Source organism: Clostridium sp. (assembly GCF_036639235.1).
GTDB lineage: Bacteria > Bacillota > Clostridia > Clostridiales > Caloramatoraceae > Clostridium_AB.
The window spans coordinates 1-18,364 of the sequence record NZ_JAVWJB010000030.1; the positions used below are offsets into that span (position 1 = coordinate 1).

At 31.5% G+C, this 18,364-nt stretch carries 17 protein-coding genes; 14 read left to right on the plus strand and 3 right to left on the minus strand.

Translation table 11 applies throughout. From position 1 onward, the window contains the following. Positions 1-415: 415 nt before the first annotated feature. Positions 416-997, minus strand: a complete 582-nt coding sequence (locus RR539_RS07760) for a TetR/AcrR family transcriptional regulator (RefSeq protein ID WP_332473668.1) — start codon at positions 995-997, stop codon at positions 416-418. 312 nt (positions 998-1,309) lie between these two features. On the opposite strand from RR539_RS07760, the gene RR539_RS07765 reads away from it, so the two are divergent. Then, a complete protein-coding gene (locus RR539_RS07765) occupies positions 1,310-2,146 on the plus strand; it encodes a hypothetical protein (RefSeq protein WP_332473667.1) in 837 nt (278 codons plus the stop codon). A 182-nt stretch (positions 2,147-2,328) separates the two neighbouring features. After that, a complete protein-coding gene (locus RR539_RS07770; RefSeq protein WP_332473666.1) occupies positions 2,329-2,673 on the plus strand; it encodes a hypothetical protein in 345 nt (114 codons plus the stop codon). Positions 2,674-2,719: 46 nt separating this feature from the next. Here RR539_RS07770 and RR539_RS07775 read toward each other — a convergent pair whose 3' ends face one another. Continuing rightward, the gene (locus tag RR539_RS07775) at positions 2,720-3,907 is read right to left on the minus strand and encodes an MFS transporter (protein WP_332473665.1); all 1,188 of its coding nucleotides are present in this window, start codon (positions 3,905-3,907) and stop codon (positions 2,720-2,722) included. A gap of 379 nt (positions 3,908-4,286) precedes the next feature. Here RR539_RS07775 and RR539_RS07780 point away from each other — a divergent pair, with 379 nt between their 5' ends. The 5 genes from RR539_RS07780 (at position 4,287) to RR539_RS07800 (ending at position 10,577) form a co-directional block, all read left to right on the plus strand. After that, positions 4,287-4,802, plus strand: a complete 516-nt coding sequence (locus RR539_RS07780; RefSeq protein ID WP_332473664.1) for a DedA family protein — start codon at positions 4,287-4,289, stop codon at positions 4,800-4,802. A 105-nt stretch (positions 4,803-4,907) separates the two neighbouring features. Then, complete coding sequence (locus tag RR539_RS07785; RefSeq protein WP_332473663.1) at positions 4,908-5,603, plus strand: response regulator transcription factor; 696 nt, start codon at positions 4,908-4,910, stop codon at positions 5,601-5,603. Further along, positions 5,578-7,710 carry a HAMP domain-containing sensor histidine kinase gene (locus RR539_RS07790; protein WP_332473662.1) on the plus strand — a complete coding sequence of 711 codons (2,133 nt, stop codon included), beginning with the start codon at positions 5,578-5,580 and terminating at the stop codon, positions 7,708-7,710. Before RR539_RS07785 ends, RR539_RS07790 begins: the two co-directional genes overlap by 26 nt. A 297-nt stretch (positions 7,711-8,007) precedes the next feature. Beyond that, complete coding sequence (locus tag RR539_RS07795) at positions 8,008-9,717, plus strand: bifunctional diguanylate cyclase/phosphohydrolase (protein ID WP_332473661.1); 1,710 nt, start codon at positions 8,008-8,010, stop codon at positions 9,715-9,717. A gap of 14 nt (positions 9,718-9,731) precedes the next feature. Beyond that, the gene (locus RR539_RS07800; protein ID WP_332473660.1) at positions 9,732-10,577 is read left to right on the plus strand and encodes a TerC/Alx family metal homeostasis membrane protein; all 846 of its coding nucleotides are present in this window, start codon (positions 9,732-9,734) and stop codon (positions 10,575-10,577) included. 45 nt (positions 10,578-10,622) lie between these two features. On the opposite strand, the gene RR539_RS07805 is transcribed toward RR539_RS07800, so the two are convergent. After that, positions 10,623-11,366: an IclR family transcriptional regulator gene (locus tag RR539_RS07805; RefSeq protein WP_332473659.1), complete on the minus strand. Its 744-nt coding sequence runs from the start codon at positions 11,364-11,366 to the stop codon at positions 10,623-10,625. Between the two features lie 242 nt (positions 11,367-11,608). Here RR539_RS07805 and RR539_RS07810 point away from each other — a divergent pair, with 242 nt between their 5' ends. The 7 genes from RR539_RS07810 (at position 11,609) to RR539_RS07840 (ending at position 18,329) form a co-directional block, all read left to right on the plus strand. Continuing rightward, a complete protein-coding gene (locus tag RR539_RS07810; RefSeq protein WP_332473658.1) occupies positions 11,609-12,361 on the plus strand; it encodes an SDR family NAD(P)-dependent oxidoreductase in 753 nt (250 codons plus the stop codon). Positions 12,362-12,404: 43 nt separating this feature from the next. Further along, positions 12,405-13,841: an MATE family efflux transporter gene (locus RR539_RS07815; RefSeq protein WP_332473657.1), complete on the plus strand. Its 1,437-nt coding sequence runs from the start codon at positions 12,405-12,407 to the stop codon at positions 13,839-13,841. Positions 13,842-13,984: 143 nt separating this feature from the next. Next, positions 13,985-14,389: a hypothetical protein gene (locus tag RR539_RS07820; protein WP_332473656.1), complete on the plus strand. Its 405-nt coding sequence runs from the start codon at positions 13,985-13,987 to the stop codon at positions 14,387-14,389. Positions 14,390-14,531: 142 nt separating this feature from the next. Beyond that, on the plus strand, positions 14,532-15,326 hold the full coding sequence (gene motA / locus RR539_RS07825; protein ID WP_332473655.1) for a flagellar motor stator protein MotA: 795 nt from the start codon (positions 14,532-14,534) through the stop codon (positions 15,324-15,326). Positions 15,327-15,344: 18 nt separating this feature from the next. After that, positions 15,345-16,124, plus strand: a complete 780-nt coding sequence (locus RR539_RS07830) for a flagellar motor protein MotB (RefSeq protein WP_332473654.1) — start codon at positions 15,345-15,347, stop codon at positions 16,122-16,124. Between the two features lie 143 nt (positions 16,125-16,267). Beyond that, on the plus strand, positions 16,268-16,918 hold the full coding sequence (locus RR539_RS07835; RefSeq protein ID WP_332473653.1) for a hypothetical protein: 651 nt from the start codon (positions 16,268-16,270) through the stop codon (positions 16,916-16,918). 346 nt (positions 16,919-17,264) lie between these two features. Then, positions 17,265-18,329 (plus strand): mannose-1-phosphate guanylyltransferase, encoded by a 1,065-nt coding sequence (locus RR539_RS07840; protein ID WP_332483564.1) that lies wholly within the window; start codon positions 17,265-17,267, stop codon positions 18,327-18,329. Positions 18,330-18,364: the final 35 nt, after the last annotated feature.

Consider the following 18,364-nt stretch of genomic DNA (forward strand, 5'->3'; position numbering starts at 1 on the left):
ATCACATATCAAATTTATACTGAAAGTGAATCTTTTAAATTAAGGTATTCTAGGGACACAACTATCTGATATTATTAAGCAATCCCATTGGTTGATAGGGGGAGGTTGGTGTCTTTGAAAAAGACACGGGGAGTAGCAACTTTGTTGCTACTTTTGGAAGGGTGTTATTTAAAGCCTGCTTTAAATAGCCGAAGGATATAAAGGGGTTATTAGAGGTTATAACTTATTGGTAAATGAGTAGTTAAATTATTAATGAATTTTATTAATCAGACTATGATTAACTAATAATTCATAGAACTTGCCAAAGTCAGATATTGTTTAGGATTAAAAAGAAGTAGGGATATTTAATATCTTATAAATAAAAGTCTAGCAGTTTATTATGTTGCTAGACTTTTTTGTTTTAATTATTAATTTTTTATTTGATTATGTTAGGAAGGCCTTTAAATAGAATATCACTGTAGACCGCTGTGAATTCTTCAGGGCTACAGGTATTGGCTCCTAGCATGTATTGTAGTATGTATCCATCTATTGCAGATAGTAGGAAGGTTGCAAGTGGGTTTATATCTTTTATTTCTTCCTTTTCATAGGCTGCCTTAAGTAGGGACTCTATGTTTTCTATCCACTGGCTGTATAGGATTTTGAATCTAGTTCTTATTTCTTCGTTATCTTCAATTCCAGTCATAGCTAAGTAGAACTGAATTTTGTTTTCTTCTTCCTTAGTAAATCTTTCACGAACTCCATTTAGAACTGAATTTAATACACTATCACCTTTAAGTGAGTTGTTTTTAGTTTCATTAAGTACCTGTGAGGACTTATCTAGGCTCTCTGCCATAAGGTCGTATAATACGTCTTCTTTACATTTATAGTGATGATAAATTGCACCTGTTGTAATGCCTGCTGCACTGCTTATTTCACGAACAGAGGCATGCTTAATCCCTTTAGTTGCAATTGCCTTTTTAGCGCCATCTAGTATTTTCTGCTTTCTTTGATTAATCAAATTATCTCCACCTTAATATTTATTAGGTTTATTTTATCATATTTAAAAAGTTAGAAAAAAACTTATACTAGGTTAATTTTTTAAAATTTTAGTTTAATGTAATTGTTTAAAATTAAAACCAAAATTTATACATTGACATAGTATGGGTATTAGCTATAATTAAAAACATAACAACTGTTATGTTTTTGTCATTGTATTGATGATTAAAAATTTAAACAGAGGGTAGGTTTAGTTTGTTAGGCATTATATATTTATCAATTTGAAAATGATAACACTACCCTAAAATAATTAAATATGAGAAGGGGTGTATTTATGGACATACCTGTTTGGAAGTATGTTATAAGCATGGCTACTTATTTTGTATTTTTAATGTTTCTTGTTGAATTTATGAGAGAAAAATACAAGGTAGCAAGTATTATTTGGGTAGCATCACTTTTAACTTTCCCATTATGGTTAATGGGGGGAGTAGAAGGATGGTTTAGATGGGCTAAGATACTTAGCGTTATTCTACCTACTATTTTCGTTGGACTTTGTAGAATTTCATTTAAGGAACAAAAAGAAGGAAGATTTTGGGAATTTATCAGAAAGCCTTGGACACTTTGGTTTGTATATGGAGTACTATTCCTAAATATTATGGAAGCGACATTAAAGGATGTTGGACTAGGAAACTATGCAAATGCCCTTGTAGGATTAATTTTATGTATAACAATACCGTTTGCACCTAAGTTCTGGTCATATAATGCAGATAGCAAGTGTGACTTAGTTGTTTATACAACATTTATGTGGAATTTCCTATATACAACATGGAATTTATGTTTTGTATATGGTGAGAGTCCAGATTATTTTGCAAGTTCTATGTGTATTTTGCTTGCTGCGGAAGTCTATCCTATTATTAAAAGAAGACATGAACTTTATATTATGGCCAGAGTGTATACTCTAGCAGCTCATATGATTGTAAGATCATGTTTTGGACCATTTATTTTAAGTGTTATGGATTCAACAGCTTGGTTTAACCCTCAAGTTCTATCAATTTGGGGATTTGTTAACTTAGCTATAGCTATACCATTTGTATTTTGGCATAACTGGCAGCTTCACACTGGTAAAGCGGAATTTAGCTTTATGAGAAAGAAGCAGCAAACAAGCTGTTAACAGCCTGTTATAAAACATAATATATAGATGCAGAAATATCCTGTCTTAATTCGACAGGATATTTTTGTTTTTTTATTATGTAATTGTAATTAATTTGTGAAAATTACAAAGGAAACAAATTCTAACAAGATTCTACTATAAATATATAATATAATTTACAAAAACATATGAAGGTGAGAATTATGATTTACTTTAAAGGGAAGAAAAAATGCAATATATTTATCTGTTTAATATGTGCAGTAATATGGTTTGTTGCAGCAAAGATAATAGGATATGTAATTTACAAAACCTCTATATTTGAATTTCAAGATATTATATTAGGTGAGGGATTATTTTTAATATTAGAAGGGATTTTAATATCTATTGGAATTGATTTTTTAAGTATACCAGGTGAAATAGATGAAAACGGTAATATAAAGACCCTATCAAAGAAAAAGGCTATAATCAAAAGACATATAGATGTTGCTTTTAATATTAAAACCCTAGTAATGGCAGGGATAATGTGTATAGGTTTTACTTTAATATAAAATAGCTGTACATTGGCAATTTGAAATTGTTAATGTACAGCTATTTTTATATTACTTTAGAATTTAGGGAGATTTTTTTGTTGCGACCGGATAGTATTCCTGTACTTATTAAGAAAATGTGGATAAGTCCCATAAGTATTAGGGAGGTTGTCCATGTACCTGTTGAATCTTTAAGTGAACCGAATAAAAGTGTTCCAGTTGCAGCAAAGAAATATCCTATGGTTTGAGCAAGTCCAGAAAGAGTTGCTGTTTCAGTAGGGTTATTCCCCTTCATAGCAAAGAATAGGTAGGCAAAACTTATACTTGCTCCTTGTCCAATTCCTATAAATACAAGTCCAATAAATATAAGATAAATATTAGAGCTAAATAGGGTTAAGCATCCAATTAGGGATAGTGTAGAAGTAAATGCAACATCACGGCTTTGTGTTTTTTTACGGCCTGAAATTATTGGAATAATAAAAGATGCAGGTAAGCTACATAGCTGTATTATCATTAAAGATACCGCAGCAAGTGTAGGACTCATACCCCTATCTATTAATATTGATGGAACCCATGCGAAAACAACATAAGCAAGCCAAGACTGACTTCCCATAAATATAGTTACCTGCCAAACAAGCTTATCTTTAAATAATTTACATATTTTGATTTTTTCATTAGATGAGTTTGCTACTTGCTTCTTAGGATATTTTTTATTAAATACTATCCATACAATAAGAGCGATAAGTGATGGAATTATAAAAATAGAAAGGGCTAATTTCCATCCAACAATTGAAGCAAGTGCAATACTACTTCCAGAAGCAAGAGCAGCAAAGAGTCCCATGGTAGTTGTTAATGTTCCAGTAAGCCTTCCGACATCACTTTCCCTAGCTCTATCAACTATAACGCTAGACAATAAAACATTGGGTATACCAATTCCTAAAGCAAGAATAATAGTACCAATTAATAGTGAAGGAATATTTCCACTAGATCTTATTAAAATTCCAAGTGATAGGAAAACTAAACTTCCTATAATAGTATTTTTAAGACCAAACCTCACGTTAAGTCTTGGTGCAATAACAGATATAAATCCAAAAACTATTAGGGGAATAGAAGTTAAAATACCAAATAACCAATTTCCCTGTGTAAATCCTTCCCTCATTTCAGGAATTAAAGGACCAACCATAGTCAAAGGTCCCCTTAAATTAGAAGCTACTAAAATAATAACAATGGTTAAAAATAACCGATTACCTCTCATTACAAATCCTCCTGTAAATTATCATTAGTTTATCCCTATATAAGTATACTATTTAATTCCTAAGTTAAGTTTGTAAATAAAACAAAATCCACCTACATATATAGCATCCCTCTGGGCATTCTTTGTATATAAAATACATTAACTTTAGGCAGACTCTGTCTGCCCCCCCATGGGGCCATACAAACATAGGAGAAAGGTTTCATGGGAAAATTATATTTAGATCACTAGTCCTAGTGGGCTAAATATAATTTCCCAGAGCTCCGCTCCTAACAAATTTAAATTCTTTAGAAATTCTTTAGAAATTTATATAATCCTTCTTAATTTTTAAGTATTATTATAATCTCATAAGCTAAAGATAAAAGAAACGGAGGTACTACTTATGGACATGGCAGCTATTAATGAATACTTATCAACTTACGGGATGTTATTTATTTTTATAATATTTTTCTTAGAATATTTAAATGTACCAGGACTTGCAGCAGGAATTATTATGCCACTAGCAGGCGTATGGGCGAAAAGTTATGGCGCTAATATTTTTTTTGTTGTTTTAGTTACAGTTTTAGCTGGTATGCTTGCAAGTTTTGTTCTTTACTTAATCGGAAGATTTAGTGGAATGTACCTAATTGATAAAATAGTTAATAAGTTTCCAAAGCAGGGGGCTAAAATTAATGCAAAGGTTGAAATGATTAGAAAAAAGGGAGCAATTGGAGTATTTATATGTAAGTTAATCCCTTGTATTAGAACTATTATTTCAATACCAGCAGGTGCATGTAAGATAAGTGCAGTTAAGTACACTGTTGCAGCAGGTCTTGGAATTATTGTTTGGAATAGTGCTTTTGTAGCAGCTGGATATTTATTTTCAGATGCTGTAATAACATTAATGGCAAGGGGGTAAGGATGAGATTTAATAGGGAAAAGGGATTTTTAAGTATGAGTTTTTATGAAAAGATATGCCTTTTGTTATATAATAGTTTACAAAATAGAAAGTAAGAGGTGGACTATGGATAGAAATATTCTTATTGTTGAGGATGAAATAGATATTGCAAAGGGAATAGAGGCATATCTTATAAACCAGGGATATAGTGTTTTTATTGCTTCAAATGGAGCTGAAGGACTAAAGATACTAGATGCTGAAGAAATAGACCTTGCTATAGTAGATGTTATGATGCCTGTTATGGATGGTATAACATTTGTAATGAGGCTTCGTGAGAATCATCAGTTTCCTGTTATTATGCTTTCTGCAAAGTCTGAGGAGGTAGATAAGATAATGGGACTTAATATAGGAGCCGATGATTATGTTACTAAGCCATTTAGACCACTAGAGCTGTTAGCTAGGGTTAATTCGCAGATTAGACGTTATACAAGATATACTGGGATAGAATCTCCTAAGAAGGATAATGTTTATAGGGTAGGGGGACTTGAACTTAATGAGGATACTAAGTCTGTAACAGTTGATGGAGAATATATTAAGTTAACTCCAATTGAACTTAAAATATTTACATTATTTATGAAAAACTTAGGACATGTTTTTTCTGCAGATGAGATATATGAAAAGGTATGGGGAGACAATGCTGTTAATACAGATACAATAATGGTTCATATAAGAAATATAAGAGAGAAAATAGAGATTAACCCTAAAAATCCAAGATATTTAAAGGTGGTGTGGGGAATTGGATACAAAATCGATAAAGAGTAAATTCAAAGGAATTTTACCAATATGTATAGGGATAATACTAGCTGTTTCAATTATAATGCCTACAGTATACCCTAATGTAAAGAGTATAGTTGAAAGAAGTAGGGAAAATGTTTTTGATGATTCAAGCTTTAGCTCAGAACTTGCAAAAAGCTCCTATGTAATATATAACAACATATACAAGAAGTCACAGAAAAATGACGCAATAAAACCTGGAGATTATTTATATAGTCCCCCTCCAGAGAATTATCATCTAGGAGAAGAGGTTAAAGAGGATCCTAAGTCATACATAAACAGCTTGTTTTATGGATGGGAAAAATATATGAAGGAGAATCTAAGAAATCTTGAATTCTATGCTGTTGATACTAAAACAGGAGCAGTAGATAGTTATGCTGTAGGGGATTTAGAGAATCTAGTTAAGGATTATAGGTCATCTGAGGCAATCAAACTAAAAAATAGTTATTCATTTTCCATAGTTATTGAGTATGACGAAGCTGGAAGAATGAAGATACTAGATATTAAGGGAGCTAATCCTGAAAACTTTACAACAGGATATAGACTAGAATATGAATCAACTTTCTTAAGTGATATAAAGAATATGAAAATAGCATATGCAGTTCCTAAAAATATTAAGTATTTTGATACAATATATAATATAGCCTATGATAGAGATCATTATGCATATAGAGATGCTGTAGGAGTCTTCGCGGGTATGGCTGTTTTAGTGGTTATAGTAGCAGCTTTAATTATACCAATAAGAAGATTTTTTGAATCAATTGTTATTGTAAGATTAATGAAGATGCCATTTGAACTATTATTAATTGCTCTTTTCTTTGTTTATGCTGAGGTTTCATATTCCTATGAGATGGTTAGACAAAGCATTACAGGTAAGTTATACAGTGTTTATATATTTAGTCTTGGCAAAATAGGTGAAAGTCAGGTTGGAATATTCCTTGCTAATGTTGTTTATTGGTTTATAGCTTTAAGTATAATATTTATATTTACTATAACACTTAAGTACATTAAACATATTGGATTTAAGGAATATATGGGAAGATACACATTGTTTAGTAAGTGTAAGCCTTTACTAACAAAGTTTAAGGTGTATTACACTAATATAGACTTTAGACAAAAGAATAATAAGAGAATACTATCGCTGGTTATTATTAACTTTGTAATTGTTAGTTTAATGTGTAGTATATGGTTCTTTGGTATTGGTGCAGCTGCTGTTTACAGTATAGCTTTATTTATTATATTAAGGCGTTACACAAATAGTATTCGAGAGAAGTATAATAAGCTATTTGAGGCAACTAATAAGATTGCTAAGGGTAACCTTGATGTTAAGATTGAGGGTGACCTTGGAGTGTTTGAACCATTTAAGGAACAGATTGAAAGTATACAAACTGGATTTAAAGAATCTGTTATTAAGGAAGTTAAGAGTCAAACTATGAAAACAGAGCTTATAAGCAATGTTTCACATGACCTTAAAACACCACTAACATCGATAGTTACCTATGTTCATCTTTTAAGAGATAAGAACCTATCAGAGGAGAAGAGATTAGAGTATCTTGAGGTATTGGATAGAAAAACCCTAAGACTTCAATATTTAATCGATGATTTATTTGAGGTAAGTAAGGCTACAAGTGGAAATATTAGTCTTAACCTAGAAAAAGTAGATATTGTATCACTTATGAAGCAAACATTACTTGAGCTTGATGATAAGATTTCTGAATCAAATCTTCAAATTAGGGCTAATTTTGAATCCCAGAAGGTAGTAGCTAGGTTAGATGGTCAGAGGATATTTAGGGTATTTGAGAATCTAATTCTTAACGCAACTAAGTATGCACTTGAAGGATCAAGGGTTTACATTGATATAGGAGAAGAGGAAGAAAAGGTCTTTGTAACTATTAAAAATATTACTAGGGAGGAAATAAACTACAACCCAAATGACCTAACAGAAAGATTTGTTCGTGGAGATAGATCTAGAAATACTGAAGGTTCAGGACTTGGCCTTGCAATTGCAAAAAGCTTTGTGTCTTTACATGGTGGAGATCTTAATATTACGATTGATGGAGATCTATTTAAAGTAGAAATGAAATTTAATAAATAAAAATTTAGAGGTTATTTCAAAGTTAATGAATTTTGGAATAACCTCTTTTTAATGTTTAGTCGTGATAGTAGAGGTTATCTTATGTAATATTAGGATCTATAAATTTAGTTATTTTACTATACCTCTTGAATTGGAATAAAATGATATTTTTTATTATTAATACATTGATAATGTGTTTTATATTGTTATAATAATTATATAATATGTAAATTAAATCAAAAATAGGTAATATATTAGGGTAGTTTTAATAATATATTAATATGGAAAGGAAATAAGCATTGTTAGAGGGTGGTAGATATGTATCATAGGGATATAAAAAGAGACCAGTCTATAAATAAAGCTGTAACAAGTGTTAAGATACTTATATTTATTTTAAGTGGAATTATATTTGTTAGAACAAGCTTTCAAATAGTTGTGTATTTTGAGGCATTAAAGCCATTAATATTAGGCTTTATTTGTTTTTCCCTTGCAATTATTTATCTTGTGAATATCTCCCTAGACAGGAGCTTTTTTAACTTTTTGAATAGGACAACCTTTGAATTTTGTGAGTATTTTGTACTTGTTATAATAGTAAGCATGCTTATATATTTAAGTGGTGGAATATTTAGCAATTATAGATTTTTATTAATATTAATAACTATATTAGTATCAATTGAAGGGGATGCTATGATATCCTACGGGGTGTCTATATATAATAGTATATTTGTTATAGGTAGTAGTTTTAGTTATTATAAGTCTTTTAGTCAAGTGGTGGTAAATGACCTACCCCTAGCTATAGGATTTATTGCTATAACTGTGCTGTTAAGATGTTTTGTTGATAGTGAAGCAAAATCTCGGGATAGAATTACTAGGGATGCTAATGTGGATTATCTAACAAAGGTTTATAATAGAAGATTTTTTAATAGTTTTTTAAAGGAAAGTATAGAAGAGGCAGACATAAATAACAGGCCAATATCTGTACTTTTAATTGATATAGACTACTTTAAAAGTATTAACGATACCTATGGTCATGGTTTTGGAGATGAGGTATTAGAGGAAATAGCCCATCTGATTAAAAAACATTCAGGAGAAAATAATTTAGTAGCTAGATTTGGTGGAGAAGAATTTGTTATAGTAATTAAGGATGCTTGTACGGAAAAAGCTGCATTAATTGGAGAAAATCTGAGATGTTTAGTGGAGAGCCATCATTTTTACTATAAAGAAAGTGATAATCCAATAAGGGTTACTGTTTCAGTTGGCGTATGTTGTTACCCAGAGAAGGCTAGTAATACACGTGAACTTATAAATAGGGTTGATGATGCATTATATAAGGCAAAATTTCTAGGACGTAATAGGGTTGAAATATATGATTCTATATTAGAAGAGATTAGAACTGATGTATTAAATGAACAGCCTGAATTTTACTCAAGTTTAAAGTCAATCATGAGTGCTATTAATACTAAGGATGACTATACATTAGGCCATAGTCAAAGAATGGTTATGTATGCGGATATGATGTCTAGGGAACTTAACCTTTGTGAAAAGGATAATAAGACACTTAGATATGCTGCTTATCTACACGATATAGGTAAAATAGTTCTTCCAAAGGATATACTGCAAAAAGGGTATGACTATGATAAAAATGAGGAAGTAGAGTTTATGATTCACCCAATTGAAGGGGCTGAAATTGTAAAGGGGATTAGGCAGCTTGAATGGGTTGCAACTGCAATACTTCATCACCATGAAAGATATGATGGACTAGGGTTTCCATATGGATTAAGTGGGGAGGATATACCGTATTTTGCTAGAATTATAGCTATAATAAATGAGTTTGATAGATTAACCTCATATATTAATGGAGATTATAAGTACAAGCTAGAAGTTGCTATAGAAAGAATTAGAGAAGGCAAGGGAAAAAGTTTTGATCCGCTTCTTTGTGAGGTGTTTATAGATATGATTATGAGCAACCAGAAAGTCTTTTATAGCTTAAATAAAAATATGTTAGAAGTAAGAGAGTTTAGCTCTTAGTTTTGGAGGAAAAAATGGAAACTAAAAAGGCAATAAGATGGGTAGTATTTTGGATTTCACTATCGTTGATTTTTAATATTGGAATCTACTTTACTATGGGTGCAGATAAAGCCCTAGAATACTTTGGAGGATATATTATTGAGGAGAGTTTAAGTCTTGATAATCTATTCCTATTCTTAATAATTTTCCAAAGCTTTAATGTACCACCTGCATACCAAAGAAGAGTTCTTAACTATGGAATAGCAGGAGCCATAATATTAAGACTTATATTTGTAGTTTTAGGAGTTAGTATAGTTAACCAGTTTAGCTGGATACTATATGTGTTTGGATTCATACTAATATATAGTGGAATTAAAATGCTTGCAGATAAGGAAAATGAGAAAAAGGACTATTCAAACAGCGTCTTTATTAAGATTCTATCAAAAATAGTTCCAATTACTAAAAATCTAGAAGGTGAAAAGTTCTTTGTTAGAAAGAATGGAATACTATATGCAACACCACTATTTGCAATACTGTTTTTAATTGAGGGGTCTGATGTAATATTTGCAATAGATTCTATACCAGCAATATTTTCAATAACAACAGATCCCTTTATTGTATATACATCTAATATATTTGCAATACTTGGACTTAGAAGTTTATACTTTGTTTTAGTTAGTGTAAATGAGAACTTTAAGTATGTTAAGCACGGAGTAGCATTAATACTAACATTTACAGGTATTAAGCTAGCGGTTTTAATGTTTAACATACATATACCAATAGTGGTATCATTAATGGTTATATTTTCTTTACTTGCAGGAAGTATACTACTTTCATACATAGCTGCAAAAAAATCATCATCACAGAAAAAAGCATCATAAAAAAAGAGTCTACCTCAAATTTATTTTGAGATAGACTCTTTTATTTTATAGTTTTGTTGACATTAGGCTAGCCATGGCTATTAAATCTGTTTTCATAGAGTCAAGCATTTCATCTTTCCATCTAAATATAGGAACGCTTATGTCTATTGCTCCAACTACGGTACCAGATGAGTTTTTGATTGCAACTGCAACACAGTTGAAACAGTTTCCCTCACAATAGGAATGGAATCCATAGCCCTTAGCTTTAATATCATTAATCATATCTGTTATTTCTTCAATAGTATAACCAGGTAAATCTATATTGTTTTCTTTATAGTCTTCAATAAATTTATTAATAAATTTATCAGATGAATTAGAAAGTATAACTTTACCAACGCTTGAGTTTAGAAGTGAATCACGTGTACCTACCTGTGAACCTAGTCTAATAGGGTGTGGTGATTCAATTACCTTTATATATGAAGCACTTTGTCCTGTAGGAACTGCAAGGTGTACTGTTTCTGAGTATTTTTCTACTAGTGCTTGTAAATATGGTCCAGCTGTTTTGGAAATTGATATACTTTCTCCATATATATTACCAAGTTCATAAAGTCTAATACCAAGACAATACTTGTTTGTTTCCGGATTTTTAGTAACAAAGTCTGCAATCTCAAGGGTTGATATTATTCCATGAAGTGTAGTTACTTTAAGGTTAAGCATTTCACTAATATCAGTTAGCTTAAGCTTGTTGTTATTTTTTGATATACAATCTAAAACCATAACTGCTCTATCGATTGATTGAATTGTTTTCATAGAAAACCCTCCTTTTATATACATTATATAGTATACACTTTTTGCATACAATAAACACAGGTTAATAATAATATAACATATATTTTCGATAATAACGAACTGTTTTTGTAAATGCTGAAAAAAGTGTTGACATATTTCAAAAATGTTGTAGAATAAAAGTATAAATTATCGAAAGACATTCGGTATAATCGAAATTATAAATAGATACATATAAATATAAGTTAAAAGAGGAGTTGAAAGATATGTCACTAAAAGGAAAGGTAGTAATTATAACAGGTGCTACAAGTGGAATCGGGAAGGTTACAGCAAAGAAGTTTCTTAAAGAGGGAGCTAAGGTAATGATAGCTGGTACGACAGAGGAAAAAGCTGAAAAGGTTGCTAGAGAACTTGGAGAAGTTGGAGTTAATACTTCATATGTAGCAGTTAATGTAGCTGAATATAAAAGTGTAGAAAATATGATTGATAAGACAATTAAGGATTTTGGAACAGCAGATATATTATTTAATAACGCAGGTATTACATTAAATAAGCCATTCCTTGAGCAAACTGAGGAGGATTACCTAAATGTTGTTAATATTAATCAACATGGTGTGTTTAACGGAATGCATATATTTGGTAAGAGACTAGTTGATATGAAAAAAGGTGGAACTATTATAAATACAGCATCAATTGCAGCGAGAATGGCTGGTGGTTCAACAATAGGATACACAGCAAGTAAGGCAGCAGTTGAAATGCTAACTAAAAGCGGGGCACATGCACTTGCACCACATGGAATAAGAGTTGTAGGGGTAGGACCTGCCGCTATAAAAACACCAATGGTTGAGGCGCTAGGTGAGCAGATACTTGGGTATCTTAAGAATATGCATATGAGACATGAAATACTAGACCCTGAGCAGGTTGCAAATGTTGTAGTATTCCTAGCTAAGGAAGAAGCAAGTGGCATTAATGGCCAAGTAGTATTTGTAGATGATGGGTACACAAGCTTTAAAATATAAAAAATACAATGGATAAGATTTAAATGAATAGGACGTGAGAAAAATGAATGCACAAAAGAACAATAAGATGCAGATATTAGATAACGATAATGTAAAAGGATCATTAACAAAGCTAGCAATACCAGGAATACTTGCCATGCTAGTAAATGCAATATATAACTTTGTAGACGTAATATTTATAGGACAGCTTAACAATACCCTAGCAATGGGTGCTGTTTCTATAGGATTCCCAATACTACTGATTATTACAGGTATGGGACTTATGATAGGTGTTGGTTCAGCTTCATATATTTCAAGAAGTCTTGGAGCTTCTAATGAAGAACAGGCTAACAAAACAGCCTCAATAGCTGTTACATGGTCACTTATTATATCAACAATAGTTACTATTTTAGGACTAATATTTATTGAACCAATTCTAAGATCAATGGGAGCAACTCCTGAAGTTCTACCATATGCGGTAGAGTATACTAGATGGATAATTGTTGCAGCAACATTCCTAATGATTAATATGGTACTTAACAATGTTATTAGAGCAGAGGGTAAACCACAAATTAGTATGATTTCAATAGGAATGGCTTCAATACTAAACGTAATACTAGACCCTATATTTATCTTTACATTAGACATGGGTGTAGGTGGAGCTTCATTTGCTACAATAGTAGCTCAAGGATGCGCAACACTATTCCTAATAAGTTACTTCTTAAGAGGTAAGAGTGTTCTTACAATTAGATTAAACAAGGTTAGTAAGAAACTTTCAGCTGACAAAGAGATTTACAAGCAGATCCTTAAGATTGGTAGCCCAGTATTTATAATGCAGTTCCTATCAAGTGTAACTTTCGGTATGCTAAACTTTGCAGCTATAACTTATGGTTCAGCTTCAATGGTTGCAGCTATGGCAATTGTAAACAAGATTAATATGATTCCTTCATATGTATTTATGGGATTTGTACAGGGTCTTCAACCATTTGCAGCATTTAACTACGGTGCTGGTAACATAGAAAGACTTAAAAAAGCAGTTAAGTTCTCAACTATAGTTATGGTATCACTTGCAGTATTCTTCCTAGTAGTACTACAAACTACAGCAGGTATGTTTATAGGAATATTTACTAAGGATCAGGTTGTATTTGAACTTGGAGTTAACTACCTAAAGGGTGTAACAATAATGACACCGTTTGTAGCATTTACACTACTATATACTAACCTATTCCAGTCACTAGGTAAGGCTAAGCAGGCTCTTATGCTAACTCTAGGAAGACAAACACTAATCTTCATACCAATGGTTATTGTACTGCCTAAACTATTTATTGGATTCCCTGGTGTGCTAGGGTTTACACAAGCACTACTACCATATAAAATTCCACAGGGGCTATATGGAGTAATGTATGCACAGGCAGCAACAGACCTAATTACAGTAATGGTTACAATTACTCTTGCTTACTTCCTAAATAAGGAATTTAAAAAGGCAATAGCTAATAATTAGAATAAAATTAGAAGGGGCTTTCTCAACTAGAGATTGCCCTTTTTTAGTTTGTTGGAAAAGGGTGGAAAAAGGGTTAATTTGCTTAAAGGTATTAGAGGGTATTAGTTGAATTAATATAGTATTGGGAATTTAGGAGGGATTATATGGCTAAGGATAATTTAAAGGGAATTGTAGGATTCTCTATGGTGATTTTAACAGTCCTTATACTAATGTTTACAGATACAATACCAACTATAGGACTTAGGATTATAACAACAGCTCTTATTCTACTTGGATGGGGGATTTGTATATATAATGTAGTAATGCTTATAAGGGAAAAGGAGTATACAACCTTTGCATCTATTGCTGTTTGTGAAATAATAATATTATTAATAGTTACTACCTTCTCATTTAAAATTGTTCTACTAGAGGAGTCAATTGGGGAAAGTAATATATGGATTATAGGAATTATTGCTGTATTAACATTAGTACATAAAAGGCTTAAGTCTCCTAAATATTTAAGTCAAAGAAGAAAATTTAAAAACCCGAGGGGTAAGTATAGTATATAAAAAACTTAGTTGGATAATACAACCTACATTTAATAAAATGTAGGTTTTTTGGGTGGTTTAGTATATTTGTTGAATTTTAATATATTGTGTATATAAAAATGGTCGATATATTAGAAATAGCGATTTATTTACGAGGTGAGATATGGATATATTTTTAATTATAGGATTAATTACTGGTTTACTTTCTGTTGTTGTTGGTATGATGGTTAAGGGTGCAGATATTTTAGTACTTTTAAACCCAGCGGCTGCTATTATTATACTTGTTGGAACACTTGCGGCTGTTATGAACTCATACCCTAAGGAAGAGTTTCTTAACATACCAAGGCTGTTAAAGGTATTATTTAATGATAAAAAGGATGATGACCCAGGTGAATTAATAGACAAGCTAGTTAATATGTCTAAGGAAACTAGAAAAAATGGACTTTTATCACTAGAAGCTGCTATTGAAAATATAGACAATAAGTTTATGAAGTCGGCACTTGAAATGATAGTTGATGGTACAGACCCACAATATGTTCGAGAAGTGTTAACTGATGAAATTGAGTATATGGAAGAAAGACACCGTGCAGGGGCTATGATTTTTACAACAGGAGGAAGTGCAGCTCCAACACTTGGGGTTCTTGGTGCGGTTGTAGGGCTTATAGGAGCGCTTGGTAATCTTAATGATACTGAGAAGCTTGCACATATGATTGCTGCAGCCTTTGTTGCAACACTTTATGGTATTTTTGTTGGATACGTTGTATGTCACCCATTTGCTACAAGACTTAAGAGAAAGTCTCAAATTGAGGCTAATAAGATGCAGATAATTATGGAAGGTGCAATAGCAGTCCAGCAAGGGGTTAACCCTAATTCTATTGAGAAGAAGCTTGTGGCACTACTTGGACCTAAGGATAGGGAAAAGTATGAGAAAAATAGAACAAGTAGTAGTAACGAGTAATCAAAGGAGATTAAAGTTATGAGTAAGAAAAAGAAGCATCATGAGGAACATATAGATGAGACTTGGTTATTACCTTATTCAGATATGCTAACTCTACTACTAGCACTATTTATTGTAATGTTTGCCATGAGTCAGGTAGATAACGAAAAACTAGAAAAAGCAGCTGTACAATTTAATGCTGTATTTGCTGGGGGATCTAGCTTTCTTAAGGAAAATGGAAGTACACCAATACCAGGTGGGGGAGCTATAAGTGGCGTTGTAGAGCAAGATCAAATGATATCAGCTAAAAGTTTATTAGAAGATGAAATAAAGAAAAACGGATATAACGATAAAATTCAGGTAGAACTTAATGGGGAAGGACTTTTGATTTCTGTTCAAGATACAGCACTTTTTAATTCTGGAGATGCACAGGTACTTGAAAGTTTTTATCCTGTATTAACTGGAATATCAAATTCTATAAAGTCATTTAATAATGATATTAGAATTGTAGGGCATACTGATAATATTCCTATAAGCAATCCAAGATATAAGGATAACTGGGAGCTAAGTTCAGCCCGTGCCTTAAATGTTATGGGGTTTATGGTGAAAAATGCAGGATTATCTCCTGAAAAATTTTCTACTCAGGCATTTGCAGAGTATCAACCTAAATTTGATAATTCAACTCCAGATGGTAGAGCTAAAAATAGAAGAGTTGAAATACTGATTGTAAGAAATAACAAGGTAGATGAGGATGGTAAAACTACAATAAATGGGGAAGCCATACCTAAGGTAGATATAACACCTTCACTGGGAAATTAAAAAATATAATAATTAACAAAGGTAGATAAAACCTATACATATTGTCGAATATGTATAGGTTTTTTTGTAAAATGAATTATCTTGTTACTAATAGGTGATTTTGGTATAATTTTGAATTATAGTAATGTATGGGGAGGATGTCTATGGAACTGAAGGATAGATATGTTAAATTCCTAGGTATAAGTGGAGTTGTACTTAGTCTTATGGTAGTTATAGGGGGTTTTTGCTTTAGAGCAAAAATAGATAATAATATGATAACTGACCCGAATACTGTTACATCAATATTAAAATATGAAAAAATTAAAAATAATTATATATTAAGCGAATATGCACCTTTTATATATGACTGTAATATGTTTAATAAGGATAGAGAGGTAATACTTCAAGGGAATTTTATGGTTAAGGAAGTTATAGGTGAATCAGGTATTTGTTATAAAGTAATGAAGAATGGTGACAAGGTATTTGAAACCTCAAATAACTTCCATTTAAATAAAAGTGATATAGAACTAGGGAGAGATAAGATAGGGTTTTCAACAACGAGAAGCGGAAGTGTGTTTATGTATTTGCTTAATTTTTCAGAAGCTGAAACAATCCTAAAGCTTGTTGGAATCAGTAAGGATGGAAGTACTAATACTAAAACAATAATAGGAGAAAATATAATAGCAGATCTTACAGAGAGTGATAGGGTGAAAATAAGAATTAAAAATGGAATTGTAGCTAATAGGGATAAAGTAGTAAATGGAACAATGTACTTCACATTAGATGGAGCAGGAATTATAATAGATGAAGGTTAAAATAAATATAGTTTGTATAAATTAAAGCTAGGATTATAAATAAAATATCCTAGCTTTAATATTTTATAAAACCTATTTATATGAGGAAATTAGAAAAGAGTTTGATATATAAATACATGTTTTTTAGTAAAATTAATAATAAATTATACGCCCCACATATATGTAAAAAATGTGTGGTTTTTTTTAGAATAATATAGGGATTTAGTAAGTATATATAATTTATAGGAAAACTTAATATAGACTCTGACTTATTTATTAAACTGATATTATTAAGGTTAAATAAAAATTTTAAAAAGTAACAAAAAATACACCTTAATCATATTATGTATATATGCGAGGTGATTATATGGTTTATGGGGTTATTATGTCAGGGGGACTAGGATCTAGATTCTGGCCAAAGTCTAGAAAGCATCTTCCAAAGCAGTTTCTAAAAACTGTTGGGGATAAAACCATGATAGAGTGCACAATTGATAGGATTCTAAATGTTATAGATAAGGAAAAAATAAGAATTGTAACTAACCAAGACTATGTACCAATAATTAAAGAGCTACTAGACATTGATGATGAACATATATATAAAGAACCATGTAATAAAGAAACAGCTTCATGTATAGGTTTAGCTGCTATTAAGCTGCTAAAAAAGGACTTTGAGGCTGTTATGGTAGTACTTCCATCAGACCATGTTATTTTAGGGCAGAAAGAGTTTGAGGACACCCTTAAAAGGGGGATAGCCATGGCCAGAGATGGAGATTACTTAGTTACAATGGGCATAAATCCTAATAGACCAGAGGCTGGATATGGGTATATAGAAAAAGGAAATCCTATTAATGATGGGACCTACAAAATAAAAAGGTTTGTAGAAAAGCCAAATATAGAAGTAGCTAAGAGTTTTATTGAAAAGGGAAGTTATCTTTGGAATAGTGGTATGTTTATTTGGAGGGCTGATAGATTACTTAGGGAAATAAAAAAGTATCTACCAGACCATTATAAGTCCCTAATGAGAATGTATGAATATATTGGAACAGATAGGGAAAATGAAGTTATAGAGGAAGAATATAAGAAAATAGATGGTATATCAATTGACTTTGGTATAATGCAAAGAACCCACAGGGGAGCGGTTCTTGAAACTTCATTTGAATGGGATGACATAGGGAGTTTTACTTCTATGGAAAGATTCCTAGATAGGGACGGGGATGAGAATGTTATATCTGCTAAGGATGTAAGCCTTTTAGATGTTAAGAATACTACAATACTTGGAGATAAAAGGCTTGTAGCTGGAATTGGACTTGATAATATTTTAATAGTTGATACTGAGGATGTACTTTTAGTATGTAATAAGGAAAGATGTCAGGACATTAAGGCACTTGTTAAAAATATTTCTTCTCTAGATGAATACGAGAGGTTTATATAAAGGAAAGGGATGCTAAAAATTAATTAGGTTTTTAG